Below are 19182 nucleotides of genomic sequence, written 5' to 3' on the forward strand. Positions count from 1 at the left end.
GCCAGTGGTACCGGCGCCGGATCCATTCGGGCGAAGAATTCGCGGACCAATATGCGCTCGCGCCGCGCGCCCTCCCGCGACTCGGGGTGTGGTCCCGGAGCCGGGCGAGGCCGACAGGACAGGTGCGGGGCCGGCCGTCTGTGCCGGCTGTCACAGATTGCCGCGCGACGTTGTCAATATCCCTGAATCGAACAAAACGCATGAATCCTGACCTTCCGCACCGATGCCTGCTGAGGAGCGTATGTCGATGACCACCGCTGAAGCGGTCTCTCCTGCTGATCGCGTGGACGCGGGCACGACGGCCGAGTGGGCCCTCATGGTGTTCGACCAGCAGGGAACGGTGGTCGCCTGGACATCGGCCGCCGAACGCCACGTCGGGTACTCCGCCGGGGAAGTGGTCGGCCGGTCCGCGGCGCTCGTTCTGCCGTTTCCCGAGGACGCGCCGACCATGGCGGCGTTCATCGACCGCTGCCGGGCGCACGGCGGCTGGTCGGGCCCGATGGCCGTCCGGCACCGCGACGGCAGGGTGTGCGACGTCAGCCTGCGGATCTCGATGCTGCGGGGGCAGGGGACGCCGGCCCGGTGGCTGGTGTCGATGGCGACGGTGAACGGGACCGTCGCCGAGTCCCGGCTCAACCACGCACTGTTCGGCATCTCCGTCCGCGACCCGCAACTGCGGTGCACCTGGGTCAACGACGCGATGGGGCGCCACGACGCCGTTCCTCGTGACCGTCGGCTCGGCCGCCGGCTCACCGAGACCTGGCCGCACGCCCAGGCCGAGACGTTCGAACAGGAGATGCTGCAGGTTCTCGGGCACGGCGGCGCCAGCGTCCGGGAGTACCGCACCTGGCTGACGACCGGACCGCGCCGGGGACACCTGTTCGCGATGACCTTGCAGTGCCTGCAGGGCGCCGACGGTCAGGCGCTGGGAGTGTGCGTCATCAGCATGGACGCCACCGAAAGCCGGCAGGCGCACGAGCGCATGGCCGTCCTCGGCCGGGCCGGGTCGCGTTTCGGGAGCACCCTGGACGCGATGCACACCAGCCAGGAACTGGCGGACCTCGCCACGTCGTTGTTCGCCGACTACACCGCCGTCGACATGGAGCAGTCGGTGCTCTGCGGGGAACCGGCGTTCCGCATCGGGCAGCACAGCCGACGTTCTCCGGTCCTCCTGCGCGGCGGTCTGGCGTCCATCCGCAAGGGCGCCCCGGAGTCCCCTTGGGCGCGTGGCGAGAAAATCGTCCTACCGCAGCCCTCACGTCTGACCGACCACGTCCTGAACGTCGGCAGGTCCTACATGGAGCCCATCCTCGATACCGCCCCCACCACTTGGGCCGGCCAGGACCCGGCAAGGGCACCGAAGATCCGCCAGAACGGCGTGCACTCGCTGATGATCGTGCCGATCCGGATCCGCCACACCTTGCTGGGTGTCGCCGTCTTCCTCCGTACCGACAATCCCGTGCCGTTCCAGGACGTCGATCTGATCCTTGCGGAGGAACTCGCCGCCCGGGCCGCACTGGCGCTCGACAGGGCCCGCCGCCATGTGCGTTCGGCCGCGCTGATGCTGCGTCGCGATGTGCCGCCGCAGCACGCGAGTGCCGGCACAGCGCTCGAAGTGGCATCGCGCTACCTGCCGGCCGACAGGGAGCACGGCGTCGGTGGCGACTGGTTCGACGTCATCCCGCAGGCCGCTGGCCGGGTGGCCCTCGTCGTCGGTGACGTGGTGGGCCACGGCCCCGACGCCGCGGCGACGATGGGCGTACTCCGCACCACCGCCCGCATGCTGGCCGACATGGACCTGCCCCCCGAGGACGTACTGGCACACCTCGACGACACGGTGCAGGGTCTCGCGGGCGGGAACGACACGTCGAACCACGGCTTGATGGTCTTCGGCGCGACCTGCCTGTACGCCGTGTACGACCCGGCCACCCGCCGCTGCACCGTGGCACTCGCCGGGCATCCGCCGCCGGTGCTCACCGACCCGCAGGGGCGGGTCACCTTCCCGGACCTGCCGACAGGAACCCCGCTCGGCATGGGACTGGGAGGCCTGTTCCGGTCCGCCGAACTGGAACTGCCCCAGGGGAGCGTGCTCGGCCTCTACACCGACGGTCTGGTCGAGGCCCGCGACCACGACATCGAGGAGGGAATGAACCGCCTGGGCGGTGCGATGACCGAGCCGGGCCTGCCCCTGGAAGACCTGTGCGCCCGTGCACTGGAAACCGTCCCGGGCCGGACCGCGTCCGACGACGTCACCCTGCTCCTGGTCCGCACCCGGCTGCCGGGGGCGGCCCCGTGAGACGGCGGGCATGCGACGCGCCTCGGCGCACGGCACGGACTGCGGAGGTTCCGCGGACTTCGTCCTCCGCTACGCCGAGTCGGTCCGCTGCGCGGTTCTGAAGCGGCGCTGATAGGCGGCAGGGCTGATCGCCATTTTCTTGACGAAAACCCTTCGCATGCTCTCGTAACTCGGGAATCCGGCGAGTGATGCCACCTGGGTCGCGGTGTGCCCTTGGTCGAGCAGGGCTTTCGCCATGTCGAACCGGACCATTTCCACGTACCGGGCCGGTGTGGTGGACATTTCCTCGCGGAAGAGCCGGGTGAGATGCCGGGAACTCACATTGAGGCGCTTGGCGAGCTCACCGACCGAGTGGTCTCCCGCGGGATCGGCCGTCACCAGGTCGGCGATCCTGCGGACGGCCGGAGACCGCGGCGGTGGCCCCTGCAGCGGGGCCGAGAACTGCGACTGGCCGCCCGAACGCTGCAGATAGACCACCAGGGAACGGGCGACCTCGCGCGTCAGATCCGGGCCGTGGTCCTCCTCGACGAGGGCCAGCGCGAGGTCGATGCCGGCGGTCACGCCCGCCGAGGTGTACGTGGTGCCGTCCTGGACGTAGATCGCGTCGGGGACGACGCTGCTGGACCGGCACCGGGCGGCGAGTTCGTGGGTGACCTTCCAGTGCGTGGTCGCACGCTTGCCGTCCAGGAGGCCGGCGGCACCGAGGACGAACGCCCCGGTGCAGATGGACGCGGTCCGGTCGGCCCGCTCGGCCAGCGTCAGCGCGGCCTCGACCAGGTCACGGGCGACGGCGTTGCGCGGGTAGAGGTCCGCGCCGGCCACCAGAAAGGTGTCCGGAGCCGACTCCGAGGCGGCGCCGGCGACCGCGATCCTGACCCCGATGGACGAGGTGACGTCGGCCCCGGTCGGTGACACCAGCACGACCCGGTAGTCGGCACCGAACCGGTTGGCCTCCGCGAACACCTCCGCGGGGCCGGAGACGTCCAGCAGTGTCACCCCGTCGAAGACGAGGATCACGACCCGGTGCGCGGTGGGGCTCACAGCGCCATTCTCCGCCTGTCCGGATTCGAGGGACCCATGGCGGGACCGAGGTGGCGAGGAACGCCTGGCGGACGGCAGTGTGGAAGACGGAAACACCTTGCATTCATAACACGCCGATGTCAGAAAGTACGGAGCAATGACCGAGATCATCGCCGGGGTGGAGATTCCCGAAACAGCCGCGGTCGCCGAAGCCACCCGTCTCGTTCAGGAGATGACCAGCCCCCTCATCTACCATCACTCGCGGCGCGTTTTCGTCTTCGGCGCCATTCACGCCCGCCGACTCGGTCTGAAGCCCGACCCGGAGCTGCTCTACCTGTCCGCCATGTTCCACGACACCGGCCTGATGACGCCCTTCTCCGACGCAGAGCAGCGATTCGAGGTCGACGGGGCCGACCACGCGCGCACATTCATGCTCGACCGCGGATTCACGGCCGCGGCCGCCGACGTCGTGTGGACCGCCATCGCGCTCCACACGACCCCGGGAATTCCCCATCGGATGGGCCCGGAAATCGCCGTCACGAATCTGGGCGTTCTGACCGACGTGCTCGGCCTGGCCCTGGACGAGTTGGACAGTGCCCAGGTGGAGGAGGTCACCGCCGTCCACCCGCGGGGCGACTTCAAGAACAAGTTCCTGCAGGCCTTCGTCGACGGACTCGAGGCCCGCCCGGAGACCACGAACGGAACCGTGAACGCGGACGTGCTGGAGCACTTCGTACCCGGCTTCCAGCGCACGACCACGGTCGAGCGCATCATGGGCGCGCCCTGGCCGAGCTGACCGGAGACGAGAGACCGGAAAGCAGAGCGCAGAGCGCAGAGAGCGGCAGAAGACAACACGATGGAACAGGCACGTTGTCGTCCTCGCCCCGGCCGTCGTCTCGGGCGGGGCACCACCTTCACGGTGCTCGCCTCCGCCAACGTGGTGTTGATGGCCACGGCGAGCACACCCTCACCGATCTCCCCCTTGTACCGGCAGCGGTGGGGACTGTCGGTCACGATGCTGACGGTGGTCTTCGCGGTGTACACCGTGGGCCTGCTCGGTGCCCTGCTGACGGTCGGATGCTGAGCGACCACCTCGGCCGCCGCCCCGTGCGTTCGTCGGGGCTCCGGCCATGAGCGCCGCCGTACCCGCAGGCCGATCCCGCGCCCACGGACCCACCCGCGTGCCGGTACGCACGGGCTCACCCGCCGGCAGGCCGTCGTCTCGGCCTCGCAGCAGAGGGACCCGCGGCCCAGCGCGACGCAGCGGCCGGGTCCGCGATCGCCCGCCCGGGCCGTCTGCGCTTGCGGGACCGGTCCCGTCCGCCGACCCTTCGAAGATCACCCCGGAAAGGATCCACCCATGCAAGCCATCACCGTTCGAGACCGTGACGCCGGCGCCGGCGGGCTCGCCCTCACGGACATGCCCTACCCGCACGCCGCCGAGAACGACGTCGTCGTGCGGGTGCATGCCGCGGGCTTCACGCCGGGGGAACTCGATTGGCCGGGAACCTGGTCGGACCGGGCCGGCCGCGACCGGACGCCGAGTGTGCCCGGGCACGAACTGTCGGGCGTGGTGGCCGAACTGGGTTACGGGACCACGGGCCTGACCGTCGGCCAGCGGGTGTTCGGACTGGCCGACTGGACCCGGAACGGCTCACTGGCCGAGTACACCGCGGTGGAGGCCCGCAATCTCGCACCGCTCCCCGCGGACGTGGACCACACGGTGGCCGCCGCACTGCCGATCTCCGGGCTGACCGCGTGGCAAGGCCTGTTCGATCACGGAGGTCTCACGACCGGCCAGACCGTCCTCGTCCACGGTGCCGCCGGCGGAGTGGGGTCGATCGCCGTGCAACTCGCCCACGAGGCGGGCGCCCGGGTGATCGGCACCGGCCGGGCCGCCGACAGGGACACCGCACTCGGCCTCGGCGCGGACGCCTTCGTGGATCTGCAGAACGACCGGCTCGAGGACATCGGCGAGGTGGACCTCGTACTCGATGTCTTCGGCGGTGACATCCTGGAACGCTCGACCGCGCTGGTCCGCGCCGGCGGCACGCTCGTCACCATCGCCGCGCCACCCGTCGTCCAGCCCGACAAGGGGCGGGCCGTGTTCTTCGTCGTCGAAGTCGACCGGGCCCGCCTCGCGGACCTCGTCCGGCGTGTCCGCGACGGACGGCTCACGCCGCGCATCGGCGACGTGCGGCCCCTGGCCGAAGCCCCCGAGGCCTACGCCCGGATCGGGCGCCGTCTACCCGGCAAGACGATCATCCGGATCGCCGAGGGCTGAGCGCGAGCGCCGGATCCCGAGGACCGGGCCTCCGCGCGAAGGAACGACACGGCGCGGGCCGGGGAAGTTGCCTCCCCGGCCCGCGCCGTGTTGCGGCCGCCGGGGCGCGGGCCATTTCGCTGCTCCCGGGCACGGCCGAACTCACCCGCGTCCTGCCGGCCGACGAGGCGCGGGCCTGGTTCGCCCGCACGTCGTCGGCAACGGGAACGGTTACGGGGACAGCGAGGCTTCCTGAGGCGTCGGATCGTCGTCGCCGCGTGCGACCCGCACGGCCCGTGACCCGCGACCTCAGGGTGCGGCGACGGGACCGGGCGGCAGGTGCACCGTCATGATCAGGTGGCACGTCTCGGTGCCGGAGCCGCGGTAGGTGTGGGCCGCGTCGCCTTCGAAGGTGGCGGTCTGCCCGGCTTCGACGGTGTGCTCGGTGCCGTCGACGACCAGGGTCATCCGGCCGCGGGTGACGCTGACGGTCTCCACGACACCCGGCTGATGGGGATGGCTGGGGTACTCCTCGCCCGGCTCCAACTGCCAGCGCCATACCTCGACGGGCGCCGGCCCCGAGGTGGTCAGCATGAGGCGGGCCTGACTGCCCAGCGCGCCGGTCCACAGCGGGGTCAGCGCGTCGGCGGACACGACTCGGACGCGGCCTTCGGGCTTGCCCTCCATCAGGGCGGAGACCGAGACGCCGAGGGTGTCGGCCAGCCGTACCAGCGTCGCGAAGTTCGGGTTGCCCTGGGCCTTCTCCAGCCCCACCAGCGCGCCCTTGCTGACCTGGGCGCGGCGGCCGAGTTCATCGAGGGACAGGCCCGCGCGGGTACGGGCGGCCCGGACGTTGTGTGCGAGCGTCCGCAGTGCGGTCTCAGCGTCGGCCATCCGCTTTCCGTCCTCGTCGGTGTACCAGTGGAATGAACCGTCCGGTCGGTTGACTGGCCTATGGCGGTCGATCCGATGTACGGTTCAGTCGTTCCACTGAATGGTAAGGGATGTCCTGTGATCGCTCTGCTGCTGGCCCTCGGCAGCTCGCTCGCCTACGGATGCGCCGACTTCCTCGGCGGTCTCGGCGCCCGCAAGGCCCACGTGCTGCGCACCGTGATGGTCGCGGCCCCGGCCAGCCTCGCCGTCGAGCTGCTGCTCTGGCCGTTCCTCGACGCCTCCTTCAGCGGCGGGGTCCTGGCCTGGGGTGCGGCGTCCGGGGTCGCCTCCGCCGCCGCGTTCGCCCTGCTCTACCGCACCCTGGCGATCGGCCCGATGAACGTGCTCTCTCCCGTGACCGCCCTGGTCTCCGCCGTGCTGCCGGTAGGGGTGGGCCTGCTGCAGGGGGAGCACCTCGGCGCGGTGGGCCTGGTGGGCCTGCCCCTCGCGCTCGTGGCGGTGGTGCTGGTCAGCGCGGGCCGCGGCGCCGGTGCCGCGCGGCCCTCGCGTACCGCCCTGCTGCTGGCCTTCGGCGCGGGCGCCGCCATCGCGCTCCAACTGGTCTTCCTGCACCAGGCGCCGTCCGACAGCGGCATCGGTCCGCTGATCGTCGGCCGCGCGGTCTCCTCCGCCGTCACGCTGGCCGCGGCGGGCGCGATGTTCCGCACGCTCGGGTCCGAGCGGCCCGCGTACGCGATCTCGGCCACCGCCGGCGTGCTGGACTCGCTCGCGAACCTGCTGTTCCTGCTCGCCGTCCGCAGTGGCGATCTCGCGGTCGTCGCCGTGATCACCGCCCTCTATCCGGCCGGGACGGTCCTGCTCGCCCGGGGGGTGCTCGACGAGCGCATCCACCGCGGCCAGCTCATCGGACTCGGCACCGCCGCCGCGGCCGTCGGCCTCCTCGCCCTGACCTGACCGGGCCCCCCGCCCCGCCCCGCACACCACGCCGCAAGGAAACCCCATGTTCATCCAGCCCTGGGACGCCGCCCTGGACGAAGCCGAATGGCGGTCCTGGATCGCCGACGGCCACGACTTCGGCCGGCTCTGCGTCAACGGCCCACCCGGCCGACCCCCCCCCGTCGCGGTCCCCACCCACTTCTCCGGCCACGCGGGCGACCTCCTGGTCCACCTCGCCCGCCCCAACCCGGTCTGGACGGCCGTCGAGAACGATCCCCACGTCCTGCTCACCGTCCTCGGCGACCACGCCTTCATCCCCGGCCCCTGGCGGGCCGAGGCCGGCACCCCACCCACCGACGGCGTCCCCACCGGCTAGTACACGGCCGTCGAGTTCACCTGCCGAGCCCACATCGTCGACGACCCCGACGCCAAGGCCGAACTGCTGCGCCGCCAACTCGCCCACTTCCAGCCCGAAGGCGACCACGCCCCCGTCGCCGCCGGCGCACCGCCGTACGGCCGCATGCTGTCCGGCATCCGCGGCCTGCGCCTGGAAGTCACCGAAGCGATGGCCAAGTTCACGTACAACGACCACAAGCCCGTCGAGCACCGCAGCGCCGTCGCCGACCGGCTCACGGCACGCGGCCAGGGCCTCGACGTCCCGACCGCAGACCGGCAGCGCCGCCGCACCGAGCGCATCGGCCCCTGGCAGCCCTGACCCGATCTCGTTCCGACGCAGGAAACGGAAGCCCCGACCATGCCCACCTTCAGTCTCGCCCCCGCCGTCGCCGACGCCTTCCCCGACACCCTCATCGCCCTGGTCACCGCCACCGGCCTGCGCGGCCACGAACCCTGGCCCCAGTCCACCGCGGCCCTGGAGGACCTGGAGCAGCGTCTCGCCGACGGCACCTGGCACCCGGCCGACGAGACCGACCCCCGCATCGATGCCTGGCACACCGCCTACCGCTCGTTCGGCACCAACCCCCGCCGCATCCGCCCCAGCGTCGACGCGCTCGGCCGCCGCCTCGCCAAGCGCGGCGTCCTGCCCCGCATCAACCCGGCCGTCGACTCGTACAACGCCGTCTCCGTCCACCACGGCCTGCCCGCCGGAGCCTTCGACCTGGACAACGTCACCGGCGACGTCGTCATCCGCCACGCCGACGGCACCGAGACCTTCACCCCGCTCGGCGAACCGGACACCGTCGAGCACCCCAAGCCGGGCGAGATCATCTACGCCGACGGCGCCCACGTCCTGACACGCCACTGGAACCACCGGGACGCCCACCGCACCCGCGTCACCGAGGACTCCACGAGGGTCGCCTTCATCCTCGAGACCCTCCATGCGTCCCGGGACGGCGACCTCCTCGAAGTCGCGGCGGACGAACTGCGGGGACTGCTCGCGCCCCACGCCGGAGGAACCGCCGTGCAGTACCTCGGCGCGGCACAACCGCAGGTCTCCGCATAGGTGGCCTCGGGCGGGCCCGAGCCGTGCCGAGGCCGGGCGCCTGTACGGATGGCCTAGAGCGCGGTCATGACCCGGGCCGCGGACTTGTCGCTGGCGTGGCCCTCGAGGGCGGCCCACTCGGCGACGTCGAAGGGCCAGCGTGTGCTCGCGTAGGCGATGACGACATGGCGGCCGTCCTGCCGGACGGTGTGCTGCGGGTCGCCCGGTTCGGCACCGGCCGCCACGACAGCGGCGGCCGAGGAGGCGTTGCGGCACTTGAGGCGGGTCTCGGGCATGGTCAGCGCTCCGCGTTCGCTGGTCGGCATGTTGAACGTTGCTTGTGGGGAGCCTAACCCGAGGGAAGATCGATTTCTGCTCGTAAGCCGCATTCGGCGCAAAAACCTGCCCCTGAGCCGCAGGAGCGGTGACGGTGAGGGCTCAGCAGCAGGCGCCGACGACGCTGCCGGGAGCCACCGGCGGAACGCGGGGAAGGATGCGGAACAGGTCCCGCGTCCCCGTCAGGGCGAGGACGCTCCGCTTGGTGCCGCGAGCCGGTGAGTTCGAGCGTGCCCTTCTCCGCTTCGGCGCGCAGGCGGAGGCTCAGCAACATGTTCAGACTGGTCGAGCCGGCCTGGGAGGCCACCGATCGGGTCGGAGCCCATCACGGTCGGCCGCTGCCGGGACCGGGCAGCCCTCCCGGGCGGATCCGGCCATCCCCACGTGGGCACCGCCCGGCGCGGTCCTCGGATCGGGGGCGGAGCCTCCCCGGGCGACGTCGGGTGCCGTCCGGATCGCCGGCATGGGCTCGATGACGTGCCGGCTGTAGCGTTCATTCGCCATTCATTGCAACATCCGGCTTGAGGTTGTTGCATTGCCTTCACGTCCATTGCAACGATTTTCCAGCCATGAGCTGCAGTGATAGTCGAGTTGTGCAACAACGTCGTTGCCACATCTTCGAATGCAACGTAGCGTTTCCATTATCAGAAACACCGGGACGTCAGAGCGCCCGATGCAGACGAAGGAGAACACGATGCAGAAGTTCGACACCCCCGCCCCCGTTTCGGTCGTCCTCGACGTCCCCGCCGGACGCATCCGGTTCATCGCCGCCGACCGGGCCGACGCCACCGTCGAGGTCCTGCCCGCGGACGCCTCGAAGAGCCGTGACGTGAAGACGGCGGAGCAGACCGAGGTCGGCTACGCGGACGGCGTCCTGCGGATCGAGGTTCCGGCGGTGAAGAGCCGGATCCTCGGCTCGTCCGGGTCCATCGAGGTGACGGTCCAGTTGCCCGCCGGCTCCCGCGTCGAGGCGAAGGCCGCCCTCGCCGAACTGCGCGGCGTGGGACGGCTCGGCGACGTCGTCCTGGAGGGTCAGCAGGCCACGGTCAAGCTCGACGAGGCCGAGACCGCCCGCATCGTCGTCCTCGCCGGCGACGTGTCGGTCGGCCGCCTGGGCGGACCCGCGGAGATCACCACCCAGAAGGGCGACCTGCGAATCGCCGAGGCGGTACGCGGCACCGTCACACTGCGCACCGAGCACGGCGAGATCTCGGTCGGCGCCGCCCGCGGGGTCTCCGCGACCCTTGACGCCGCCACCTCGTACGGCCGGATCCACAACGCGCTCAAGAACACCGACGGAGCCGACGCCGGCCTGGACATCCACGCGACCACGGCCTACGGCGACATCACCGCCCGCAGCCTGTAACGGCTCGGAGCAGGAGGATCCCTCATGACCGACCCGGCCATCACGGTGACCGGTCTCCGCCTGCCACCGCGATGACGACGCGGGCCACCTCCCGCAACTCGCCCCACCCGAGGGCGGCGTACACCGACATGTGTCGGAGTGCGCCGCCCCGTTCGTGTCGCGGAGGTCCTGCCGGCGGATCACGTCACGTGCGGGAGCCGGTGATCGCGGCGCGGCCGACGCAGGTCAGAGCGGGTTGATGCGGGCCTTCAGCAAGCAGAACTCATTGCCTTCGGGGTCGGCCAGAACGTGCCACTGCTCGTCCCCGGTCTGGCCGATGTCGGCCCGGCGCGCACCGAGCTTCAGGAGGCGTTCGAGCTCGGCGTCCTGGTCGCGGTCGGTGGGGTTGAGGTCGATGTGCAGCCGGGACTTCCCCGGCTCCGGCTGCTCCCTGACGCTGAAGAAGATCGTCGGCTGCGGACCGCCGAAGCCTTCGGGGGTTCCGATCTCGACGCAGCCCTCCTCGCGGCCGACCACGACGTAGTCCAGGACCTCGCACCAGAACCGCGCCAGCAGTTCGGGGTCTCGGCAACCGAGCACGAGCTCACCGATACGACATGCCATGAGGAAACCTCCCAGTCGGTGAACAACCCCGCGACCGTACCGGAGGAGGCAGGCACGGAAAAGATCTTTTCGGCTCCACCACTTGGCGGTCGAACTCTCGGTGACCGCTCGCCGCATCGCAGGGATACCCGAGCACCGCATCCTGGCGGTGATCCAGGACGGTCCCGCGCGTTCCCGCCGTCGAGGCCGGCCAGGTCCTGCCCGAGCCGGGTCACGAAGAGGACTGGACGAGCCGACGCGAGACGTGAAGCCGCACGGCGTGCCGGCAGGAGGTGCCGGCGCGGTCAGGCCCGACGGGCCTCCGGCGCGGCCCGCCTGGGCGGGTCCGTCGATGCGTGATCGTGACTCCCCTCCGATGCGAACGCGTATGCGAGTCCGCCTAGGATCCTGGCATGATCATGTTGTCCATCGACACCACCTCGGAGAGCTATGCCGCCGGCCAGTCGGTGGCGGCGCTCCTCTTCACCGCCGGGGCCATGGCCGCCATCTGGTTCGCCACCCGGACCTGGCGCCGCGGTCCGGTGCCGGGCGGTGCGGTCGACGCCGAGCGGGCCGGTGCGCAGGCCGTACGCAGAGGCAACATCGTTCGCGGCGTACTGCTGGTCGTTGCCGCCGCGGGTCTGGTGCGGGCGTCCACCTACGAGGGAGAGCCTCCTGCCGCCTACGCGGCCCCCGTCGTCCGAGAACGCGTCATCGACGCCGCCCCGCGCGTCGGCGCGTACCGGCTGCTCACCGGCGCGGAGGTCGCCGAGTTCGGCGGGCCGGCCACCGGCAGGGCGACCTCGGCCAAGCGCTGGTTCTACGACGGTCCCGGTGAGGGGCCGGTGGGCGCCCTGCTCCAGATCAACGCCGTCGAATGGGACACGGGGCTGGCCGAGGAGAAGCGCTCGGACACGATGGGGCAGGAGCTGCGCAACGCCTTCGCCGGAGCGAGGGCGACCGAGGTCACCGCCTTCGAGGCGGGGCCCTGGGGCGGCCGGTTGAGCTGTGGCTTCATGACGTCGATCGCGGGACGTCCGACCGTGTGCGCGTGGACCGACGGCGGCACATCGGGCCTTGTGATGCTGCTGGACGAGAAGAGCCTCTCCGAGGCCGCCGAGCTCGCCCTGCGGTTCCGCACCGCCTCGGAGAAGCGCACCTGACGCACCTCGCCGAACGTTCCCCGACGTCCCCACCCGTCACGGCAAATGCCGATGTCGCAGGGGGTCGACCGACGTCGATGCCTGCACGGGGCAGAAGCCAGGCCCCATCCCGACCACCCCTCCTCATGTGAGAGATCACCTAGCATTGGCCCATGCCCCCTACGCCGTCACGGGTCGAACTGTGCCCGCTCACCCTCGCCGACCAGGATGAGTTCTGCTCGCTCGTGAGAGCCAGCAGCGAGCTCCATTCGCCGTACATGCAACTGCCCGCGACCGCGGAGGCGTTCCGGAACTGGATGCACCGCTTCAACGACGGCACCAACCGGGGCTATCTGATCCGCGTCCTGGAGACCGGTGAGGCTGCCGGCACGGTCAACATCAACTCGATCATCCGGGGCCGCTACCAGGGCGCGTCCCTCGGCTATGCGGCTTTCGCCCCGTCCGCGGGACGCGGTTACATGACCGAAGGGCTCACCGCCGTCCTGCGGCATGCCTTCGACGACCTGCGGCTCCACCGGCTGGAGGCGAACATCCAGCCGGGGAACAAGGCGTCTTCGGCCTTGGCCCAGCGCCTGGGCTTTCGTTACGAAGGTCTGTCGGCCGACTACCTGTACATCAACGGTGCCTGGCGCGACCACGAACGCTGGTCCATCACCGCCCCCACTCCCTGGACGCCCGATCCCTCCCTTCCCGAGGTCTAGGCACGTCTCCCGCGGCGCGCGGCGTCGCCGCCAAGGGCCTTGGACGGGCGGTGAGGCCAGAGCGCACGGGGATCAGAGGGGCTGCAGGCGCCGGCGCAGGAGGCAGAATTCGTTGCCTTCCGGGTCGGCCAGGACGTACCAGTTCTCTGTGCCGCTCTGTCCTACGTCGGCGTGCCGGGCGCCGAGGGCGAGCAGCCGCTCCAACTCGGCGTCCTGGTCGCGGTCGGTGGCGTTGACGTCGAAGTGCAGGGGGAGCTTCGCCGCCCGGGGGTCGCTGCTGGGGCTGAGGACGAGAGTGGGCTGCGGACCGCCGAACCCGGCGTCGGGCGGCCCGATCTCGATGCTCCCGTCGTCCTCCCGGCCGAGTTCCACGTAGCCGAGGACCTCGCTCCAGAACGCGGCGAGCCTGTCGGGGTCGGAGGCGTCGATGACCAGTTCACTGATACGGCATGCCATGCCCCGCAGTGTAGGCAGGCACCGTGTGCCGGGTGACCACATGTCGCAGGCGCCGCCGCTGCCGCCGACTTGTCGTACCCGATCGGTAGGGTCGCGATCATGACCTTGGATCACGGCCTTGACGGCCACACCACCACGGGGACGATACTCACGCGCCGGGGGGAGGCCGAGACCTGCGCCGACCCCAGTGCCGTGATGTCACTCTTCGCCGATTCGGCCCGGACCGAAGGCGCGTTCACCAGCTACCGCTCGACCTTCGTCGAGCGTGCGCCCGGCGCGCCTGCCCACTTTCACACGCACGCCTGGGAAATGTTCTTCGTTCTGAGCGGCTCGCTCCAGGTGTTGCTCGGCGAGGAAGTGACCGTCCTGCACCAGGGCGACTTCCTCGCCGTGCCGCCGGGCACCCCGCACGCCTTCCGCGCCGCCCCGGGCTCGGGCGCCGACGTCCTGTGCGTCTTCACGCCAGGCATGGACCGCTTCGACTACCTGCGCCTGCTGGGACAGGTCACCCGCGGTGAGGAGTCCCCGAGCCGACTCGCCGAGACCTCGGAGCGCTTCGACAATCACTACGTCGACAGCCCGATCTGGCGCGCGACGCTGGAGGACCTGGCGTGATCACCCCCGACACCCGCATCCGGGTCGCCCGCCCCTCCCGGGACCTCGCGGCCGCCGAGCGCTTCTACGTCGAGGGCCTCGGTCTCGAAGTGCTGTGGCGCACGACCGAGCGCGTCTCCGGCGAGCACGATCTGGTGATGCTCGGGCTCCCGGGCGGCTCCTGGCACTTCGAGCTCACGCGCGACCCCGAGCGGCCGCTGGAGCCCACACCCACAGTGGACGACCTGTTCGTCCTCTATCTCGGTGCCCCGGTCGACGACGCCCTCGTCGACCGGCTCGTCGCCGCGGGCGGCACCCGCACCGCGGCGCACAACCCCTACTGGGACCAGCACGGCGTCACCGTCGCCGATCCGGACGGCTACCGCCTGGTGCTCTGCTCGCGCTCCTGGAACGCCTGAGGTCCGCCGCCGCCGACGGGCAGGGTCACGGAGGCGGCGGGGCGGGCAAGCCAGGACGCCACCGCGTGATGTTCGCGGTGCGCGTCCTGGCGCGATGCCTCAGGCCTATGTGAGGATTTCGAGCATCCGGTTGCCCAGCACTGCCGCGGAAGCCGGGTTCTGCCCGGTGACGAGGTTGCGGTCCTCGACCATGTACGGCTCCCACATCGGGCCGCGGCTGTAGTCGACTTCGACCTTCTCCTTAAGGTCCGTCTCCAGCAGCCAGGTCGCCAGGGGAGCCAGTCCGACGGCTTCCTCCTCCTCGTTCGAGAAGCCGGTGACCCGGTAGCCCTTGAAGGGGGACACGCCGTGGATCCTGGTGGCCAGGATCGCGGCGGGGGCGTGGCAGACGATGAAGAGCGGGTTGCCCGAGGCGAGTTGCGCCGTCAGCAGGCGGCCCGCGTCGGCGTCGAAGGCCAGGTCCGACATCGGGCCGTGGCCACCGGGGAGATACACCGCGTCGTAGTCCTCGAGCCGGACGTCCGAGAGCTTCAGGGGTCGCCGCATCACCTCTGCCGACCGGATGATCCTCTCGAGCTCCAGGGCTCCGTCCTCACCGCCGGCCATCGAGGGACGCAGGCTCATCATGTCGACGTTCGGAGTGACGCCGCCGGGAGTCGCCACCACCACATCGTGGCCGGCGTCCGTCAGCAGCTTGTAGGGACTCGCGAACTCCTCGGCCCAGTAGCCCGTCGCGTACCTGGTGCCGTCCTTCAGCACCCAGTACGTGGCCCCGCTCACGATGAACAGCACTTTCGCCACGGCGAGTCGCCTCCTCGTCCCACCCGAAGTTCGGGGACTCCATGTTTTTCAGGCTAATTGCTCCCACCCTCCCTCGCATTCGGGTGACGTTCCGATGCTCGACGACGTGGCCGATCGCCGTGCCGCGAGGGGTGTGCGTCGTCTCCGGCGTGGTCCGGTGTGTGATCGGGGTGCCGGCGCCCGGCGACGGAGAGGCCGGCGCCACTGGCGACGCCGGCCCTCCGACTGTTCGCTCCGGCGGTCAACCGCGGCGGGTGTCGATGGTGTGGCCCAGCACGTCGATGAGCGACTCCTTGCGGGCGTCGATGGAGGACGGCTCGATGCTGCTACTGCGGATGTCGATCTTCCCGTCGGGCGATGCCTTGTCGATGACCTCGGGCAGCTCCGCGGCGAGCGCATCGGGCTTCACGCCCGCCTGCTTGCTCGCCTCGGCCACCTTGTCGGCGCCGAACGCGTCCTCGATCTGCCTCGTCGTCACCGGCTCGTTGGGGCCGTTGCCGAGCCATGAGTCGACGATGCCCTTCAGGCCGCTGTCGTTCAGGAGCTTCGTCGCACCTTCGAGCAGCGCTTGCAGCTCGTCCATCATGCCGCCGCCGCTGCTCCTGGTGGGGTCAGCCATGGGTCACTCCCGTGGTTGTGGTCAGTGCGGGCGACGCGCGGCGCGATGGGATCCCGCGCCGGTCGGCCCAGGGGACGGCCGACATGCTGTTGTCGCAGGTCGCACGTGGTGTCGCCTCGCTCGTACACCCCCTTCCAGGCCAGCACGAGCTGCCCCGGGCCGCCGTGCCGATTAGGCCGAACGGGTGACGCGGATGTCGGGAGGCGCCCTGGCGCGGGGCCCGCGGGATCTCCCGTCGTTCAACTGTCCGAGTCGTTGCCGCCACCCAAATGATCTCCCGCGGATAGGGTCAGCACTGACGTTGCGGTGGTCGACCGAGGGGGTACGGCGGTGGTTGGACGGGCCGGTACCGATGCCGACCGGCTCCCGGCGCTGTCCGCGCCGCGGTTCGTCGGCCGGGACCGGGAGTTGAACGCACTCGGAACGGCGCTCGGGCAGACCCCCGCGGTGGTCCTGCTCGACGGTGAGGCGGGCATCGGCAAGACCCGGCTGCTGCGCGAGTTCCTGGCGTCCCAGGCGGAGCGGGGCCGGCGCGCCCTGGTCGGGGCCTGCCCGGAGTTGCGGGTGCCGTACACGCTCGGGGCGGTCGTGGACGCGGTGCGTGACGGTGTCGACAACGTTGTCGGGCTGCGGTTGAGCGGGCTGGGCGGCGCGCTGCGGCCGCTGTTCCCCGAGTGGGCCGACGACCTGCCCCCCGCCCCGGAACCGCTGGAGGACGCCACCGCGGCCAGGCACCGGCTGTTCCGCGCCTTCGTCGAAGTCCTCGGCCGGCTCGACGTGGCGGTCCTCGCACTGGAGGACGTCCACTGGGCGGACGAGGCGACCCTCGAGTTCCTGCTGTTCCTGGTCTCCCGCCGGCCCCAGCCGGTGAGTGTGGTGCTCACCTGCCGGCGGGACGAAGTACCGCCCGATTCACTGCTGTTGCGGCTGCTCTCCCGGCCCCCGGCCGACGCGCACCTGGTCAGGCTGACGCTGGATCCGCTGGACGTCGGCGAGACCGCCGCGTTCGTCTCGTCGATGCTGGCCGGCGGGCACGTCTCCACCGAGTTCGCGGACTTCCTGCACGCACGCACCGAGGGCGTACCGCTGGCGGTTGAGGAGTCGGTGCGGCTGATGCACGACCGGGCCGACCTGATCCGCCAGGACGGCGGATGGGCGCGTCGGCGGCTGGACCGCATCGACGTCCCGCCCACGATCCGCGACGCCATGCTCGAACGCGTCGGGCGGGTCGGGCCCGACACCCGCACCGTCCTGTACGCGGTGTCGGTGGTGTCCGGCCCGGCCGACTACACGACCCTGCGCGCGGTCAGCGGCCTGCCCGAGGAGCGGTTCGCCGCGCAGGCGGCCGAAGTGCTCGACGGCGGGCTGCTGCGCGAGGGCAGGCCCGGGCAATGGTCGTTCCGCCATTCGCTGGCCTGCCACGCCGTGTACGACGCCATCCCGGCCGAGGAGCGGCGTGCCATGCACCTGCGGGCGGGCAGGGCGCTGGAGCGGTGGCCGCAGCCGCCCGTGGCCCAGCTGGCCCGGCACTTCCGCCTGGCCGGTGACGCCGAGGCCGCGTGCCGGTACACCGAGCAGGCGGCCGACCTCTGCGTCCAGGCCGGGGACGTGGCGACCTCCGCGCTGCTGATGCACAGCCTGGTCACCACCTTCGCCCTCCCGGCCGAGGCCCTGGTACGCCTCGTGACGAAGATCCAGTTCCAGGCGCTGTCCGGCTCCGATCCGCACTCGCAGATCATCGAATCGCTCCGGTCGGCCCTCGGCGGCCAGGTGCTGACGCTCCCTCAACAGGCCCTCGTCCGCTTCCAGATCGGCCGGGTGCTCATGGTGGCGGGCGAGATCGAGGCGGGCCGCGGGGAGATCCTCACCGCGGTGCCGCATCTCCCCCCGGACTCGCCGGAGGCGGCACGCGCCCGCATCCTGCTCGCCCTGCCCCTGGGAAACGCGCGGCCGGTGGCGGAACACCTGCGATGGCTGCAGGAGGCACCGCCCCCGGACCGGTCGATGGCCTCCCTCGACCGCCTGCGCCTGTCGGTGGAACGCGCCTTCGCACTGCTCATGCTCGGCGAGGAGGCCGGCTGGGAGGCGGCCCGGCGGATCCCCGACGACGTCTCCGACCCGCGGGAGGCGTCCATCGTCGCGATCGGCCACACGAACGTCGGCGAGGAGGCGATGCGATGGGGACGGTACGACGAGGCGAGGGCACGACTGGCCAAGGCCCAGGCACTCGCCGAGCACCATCAGCTCCTGGACTACCTCGACAGCATCGCCTCCTCCCGGGCCCACCTCGACTGGTTCACCGGCGCCTGGCCGGGTCTCGCCGATCGGACGGCGCGCCTGCTCGACGACGACAGCGGGGTACGGCTGAAGGACCGGTGCGAGGCGGCCCTGGTGGCCGGTCTGATGCAGGCCGCCGCCGGTGACCTGGGGACAGCGCGGGAGCGGCTGCGCTTCGCCGGGCGCGACGACCAGCAACGTATCGAAGCCGCGGCCGCGCTGGCCCGGTTGTGCCTGCGTGAGGGCGACGTCGACGAGGCGCTCCGCCTCACCGACCAGCCGGCCGAGATCGCCGTCGGCGGCGGAATCTGGTCCCGGGCCGTCGACTTCGCCCCCGCCCGCATCGCGGCCCTGGTCGCCGCCGGCCGGATCGGCCGCGCCGCGGACCTGGTCGACACCTTCGAAGGGGCCCTGGGCGACAGGGACGCCCCGGCGCCGCAGGCGTCCTTGGTGTTGTGCCGCGCGATCCTGGCGGAGGCCGAGGGCCGCTTCGCGGACGCCGCGACGCTGTTCGCCCGGGCGGCCGCCGCGTGGGAGGCGCTGCCGCGCCCGTACGACGCCCTGCTCGCCCGGGAGCGTCACGCCCTCTGCCTGCTCGCCGACGGCCGGGAGGAGGACGGGCTGCCGGTGCTGTCCGACGTCGCGCGGGCGCTGTCGGAACTCGGCGCCCACAACGACGCCGACCGGATCACCAGGTTCCTCGGCGCGCGGGGAGGGGACGTCCCCGCGCCGACGCGTGGCCGGGGACGACCCGGCTACGGCGACCGGCTCTCACCGCGCGAGCTGGAAGTGGCCCGGCTGCTGGTCGAGGGCCTGACGAACCGGCAGATCGCGGACTCCCTGGTGGTGTCGGCGCAGACCGTCGCCAGTCAAGTGAGGTCGGCGATGCGCAAACTGCACGTGACGTCGCGTACGGCGCTCGCGATGAGGGTCGTCGAGTCGGGCCTCGTCGGCGAGGTGCGGCAACCGCCTCCGGGCGACGAGTAAATTCCGCACGCCGTCGCCGGGCACGAAGAAA

Annotated in this window: 19 protein-coding genes and 1 pseudogene; 13 read left to right on the forward strand and 7 right to left on the reverse strand. The window is 71.4% G+C overall.

The features are described 5' to 3' along the window. The first annotated feature begins 247 nt into the window (after nt 1-247). Entirely contained in the window at nt 248-2296 is a 2049-nt protein-coding gene (locus tag OIE69_RS36100) for a SpoIIE family protein phosphatase (RefSeq protein WP_326578877.1), read from the forward strand. A 69-nt stretch (nt 2297-2365) separates the two neighbouring features. Here OIE69_RS36100 and OIE69_RS36105 read toward each other — a convergent pair whose 3' ends face one another. Next, nucleotides 2366-3337: a GlxA family transcriptional regulator gene (locus tag OIE69_RS36105; RefSeq protein WP_326578878.1), complete on the reverse strand. Its 972-nt coding sequence runs from the start codon at nt 3335-3337 to the stop codon at nt 2366-2368. A gap of 136 nt (nt 3338-3473) precedes the next feature. Between OIE69_RS36105 and OIE69_RS36110 the strand changes: the two genes are divergently transcribed. From OIE69_RS36110 to OIE69_RS36120, 3 genes are all read left to right on the forward strand, one after another. Continuing rightward, nucleotides 3474-4112 (forward strand): HD domain-containing protein, encoded by a 639-nt coding sequence (locus OIE69_RS36110; protein ID WP_326578880.1) that lies wholly within the window; start codon nt 3474-3476, stop codon nt 4110-4112. A gap of 60 nt (nt 4113-4172) precedes the next feature. Beyond that, on the forward strand, nt 4173-4400 hold the full coding sequence (locus OIE69_RS36115; protein WP_326578882.1) for a hypothetical protein: 228 nt from the start codon (nt 4173-4175) through the stop codon (nt 4398-4400). 276 nt (nt 4401-4676) lie between these two features. Further along, nucleotides 4677-5600, forward strand: coding sequence for an NADP-dependent oxidoreductase (locus OIE69_RS36120; RefSeq protein ID WP_326578884.1), 924 nt, complete (start codon nt 4677-4679; stop codon nt 5598-5600). A 288-nt stretch (nt 5601-5888) separates the two neighbouring features. On the opposite strand, the gene OIE69_RS36125 is transcribed toward OIE69_RS36120, so the two are convergent. Then, complete coding sequence (locus OIE69_RS36125; RefSeq protein ID WP_326578886.1) at nt 5889-6473, reverse strand: helix-turn-helix domain-containing protein; 585 nt, start codon at nt 6471-6473, stop codon at nt 5889-5891. 117 nt (nt 6474-6590) lie between these two features. On the opposite strand from OIE69_RS36125, the gene OIE69_RS36130 reads away from it, so the two are divergent. The 3 genes and pseudogenes from OIE69_RS36130 (at nt 6591) to OIE69_RS36140 (ending at nt 8871) form a co-directional block, all read left to right on the forward strand. Next, nucleotides 6591-7427, forward strand: a complete 837-nt coding sequence (locus OIE69_RS36130; RefSeq protein ID WP_326578887.1) for an EamA family transporter — start codon at nt 6591-6593, stop codon at nt 7425-7427. A gap of 46 nt (nt 7428-7473) precedes the next feature. Beyond that, nucleotides 7474-8124: pseudogene (locus OIE69_RS36135) on the forward strand (FMN-binding negative transcriptional regulator). A gap of 39 nt (nt 8125-8163) precedes the next feature. Further along, nucleotides 8164-8871, forward strand: a complete 708-nt coding sequence (locus OIE69_RS36140; protein ID WP_326578888.1) for a B3/B4 domain-containing protein — start codon at nt 8164-8166, stop codon at nt 8869-8871. Nucleotides 8872-8924: 53 nt separating this feature from the next. Here the strand turns inward: OIE69_RS36140 and OIE69_RS36145 are convergent, their stop codons facing one another. Beyond that, nucleotides 8925-9176, reverse strand: a complete 252-nt coding sequence (locus OIE69_RS36145; RefSeq protein ID WP_326578890.1) for a hypothetical protein — start codon at nt 9174-9176, stop codon at nt 8925-8927. Between the two features lie 704 nt (nt 9177-9880). Here OIE69_RS36145 and OIE69_RS36150 point away from each other — a divergent pair. Then, nucleotides 9881-10552: a DUF4097 family beta strand repeat-containing protein gene (locus OIE69_RS36150; protein WP_326578892.1), complete on the forward strand. Its 672-nt coding sequence runs from the start codon at nt 9881-9883 to the stop codon at nt 10550-10552. A gap of 225 nt (nt 10553-10777) precedes the next feature. Here the strand turns inward: OIE69_RS36150 and OIE69_RS36155 are convergent, their stop codons facing one another. Continuing rightward, the gene (locus tag OIE69_RS36155; RefSeq protein ID WP_326578894.1) at nt 10778-11155 is read right to left on the reverse strand and encodes a VOC family protein; all 378 of its coding nucleotides are present in this window, start codon (nt 11153-11155) and stop codon (nt 10778-10780) included. Between the two features lie 392 nt (nt 11156-11547). On the opposite strand from OIE69_RS36155, the gene OIE69_RS36160 reads away from it, so the two are divergent. Beyond that, nucleotides 11548-12297: a hypothetical protein gene (locus OIE69_RS36160; protein ID WP_326578896.1), complete on the forward strand. Its 750-nt coding sequence runs from the start codon at nt 11548-11550 to the stop codon at nt 12295-12297. Nucleotides 12298-12449: 152 nt separating this feature from the next. Further along, nucleotides 12450-12998, forward strand: a complete 549-nt coding sequence (locus OIE69_RS36165; protein ID WP_326578898.1) for a GNAT family N-acetyltransferase — start codon at nt 12450-12452, stop codon at nt 12996-12998. 72 nt (nt 12999-13070) lie between these two features. On the opposite strand, the gene OIE69_RS36170 is transcribed toward OIE69_RS36165, so the two are convergent. Then, nucleotides 13071-13454: a VOC family protein gene (locus tag OIE69_RS36170; protein ID WP_326578900.1), complete on the reverse strand. Its 384-nt coding sequence runs from the start codon at nt 13452-13454 to the stop codon at nt 13071-13073. A 99-nt stretch (nt 13455-13553) separates the two neighbouring features. Between OIE69_RS36170 and OIE69_RS36175 the strand changes: the two genes are divergently transcribed. Continuing rightward, nucleotides 13554-14069 (forward strand): cupin domain-containing protein, encoded by a 516-nt coding sequence (locus OIE69_RS36175; RefSeq protein ID WP_326578902.1) that lies wholly within the window; start codon nt 13554-13556, stop codon nt 14067-14069. Beyond that, nucleotides 14066-14467 carry a VOC family protein gene (locus tag OIE69_RS36180; RefSeq protein WP_326578904.1) on the forward strand — a complete coding sequence of 134 codons (402 nt, stop codon included), beginning with the start codon at nt 14066-14068 and terminating at the stop codon, nt 14465-14467. Before OIE69_RS36175 ends, OIE69_RS36180 begins: the two co-directional genes overlap by 4 nt. Before the next feature lie 105 nt (nt 14468-14572). Here the strand turns inward: OIE69_RS36180 and OIE69_RS36185 are convergent, their stop codons facing one another. Continuing rightward, nucleotides 14573-15268 carry a type 1 glutamine amidotransferase domain-containing protein gene (locus tag OIE69_RS36185; protein ID WP_326578906.1) on the reverse strand — a complete coding sequence of 232 codons (696 nt, stop codon included), beginning with the start codon at nt 15266-15268 and terminating at the stop codon, nt 14573-14575. 241 nt (nt 15269-15509) lie between these two features. Further along, on the reverse strand, nt 15510-15887 hold the full coding sequence (locus OIE69_RS36190) for a YidB family protein (RefSeq protein WP_143681630.1): 378 nt from the start codon (nt 15885-15887) through the stop codon (nt 15510-15512). 330 nt (nt 15888-16217) lie between these two features. On the opposite strand from OIE69_RS36190, the gene OIE69_RS36195 reads away from it, so the two are divergent. Further along, a complete protein-coding gene (locus OIE69_RS36195) occupies nt 16218-19151 on the forward strand; it encodes a helix-turn-helix transcriptional regulator (protein WP_326578909.1) in 2934 nt (977 codons plus the stop codon). Nucleotides 19152-19182: the final 31 nt, after the last annotated feature.

Origin of the sequence: Actinacidiphila glaucinigra (assembly GCF_035918135.1) — a bacterium.
Taxonomy (GTDB): Bacteria; Actinomycetota; Actinomycetes; order Streptomycetales; family Streptomycetaceae; genus Actinacidiphila; species Actinacidiphila glaucinigra.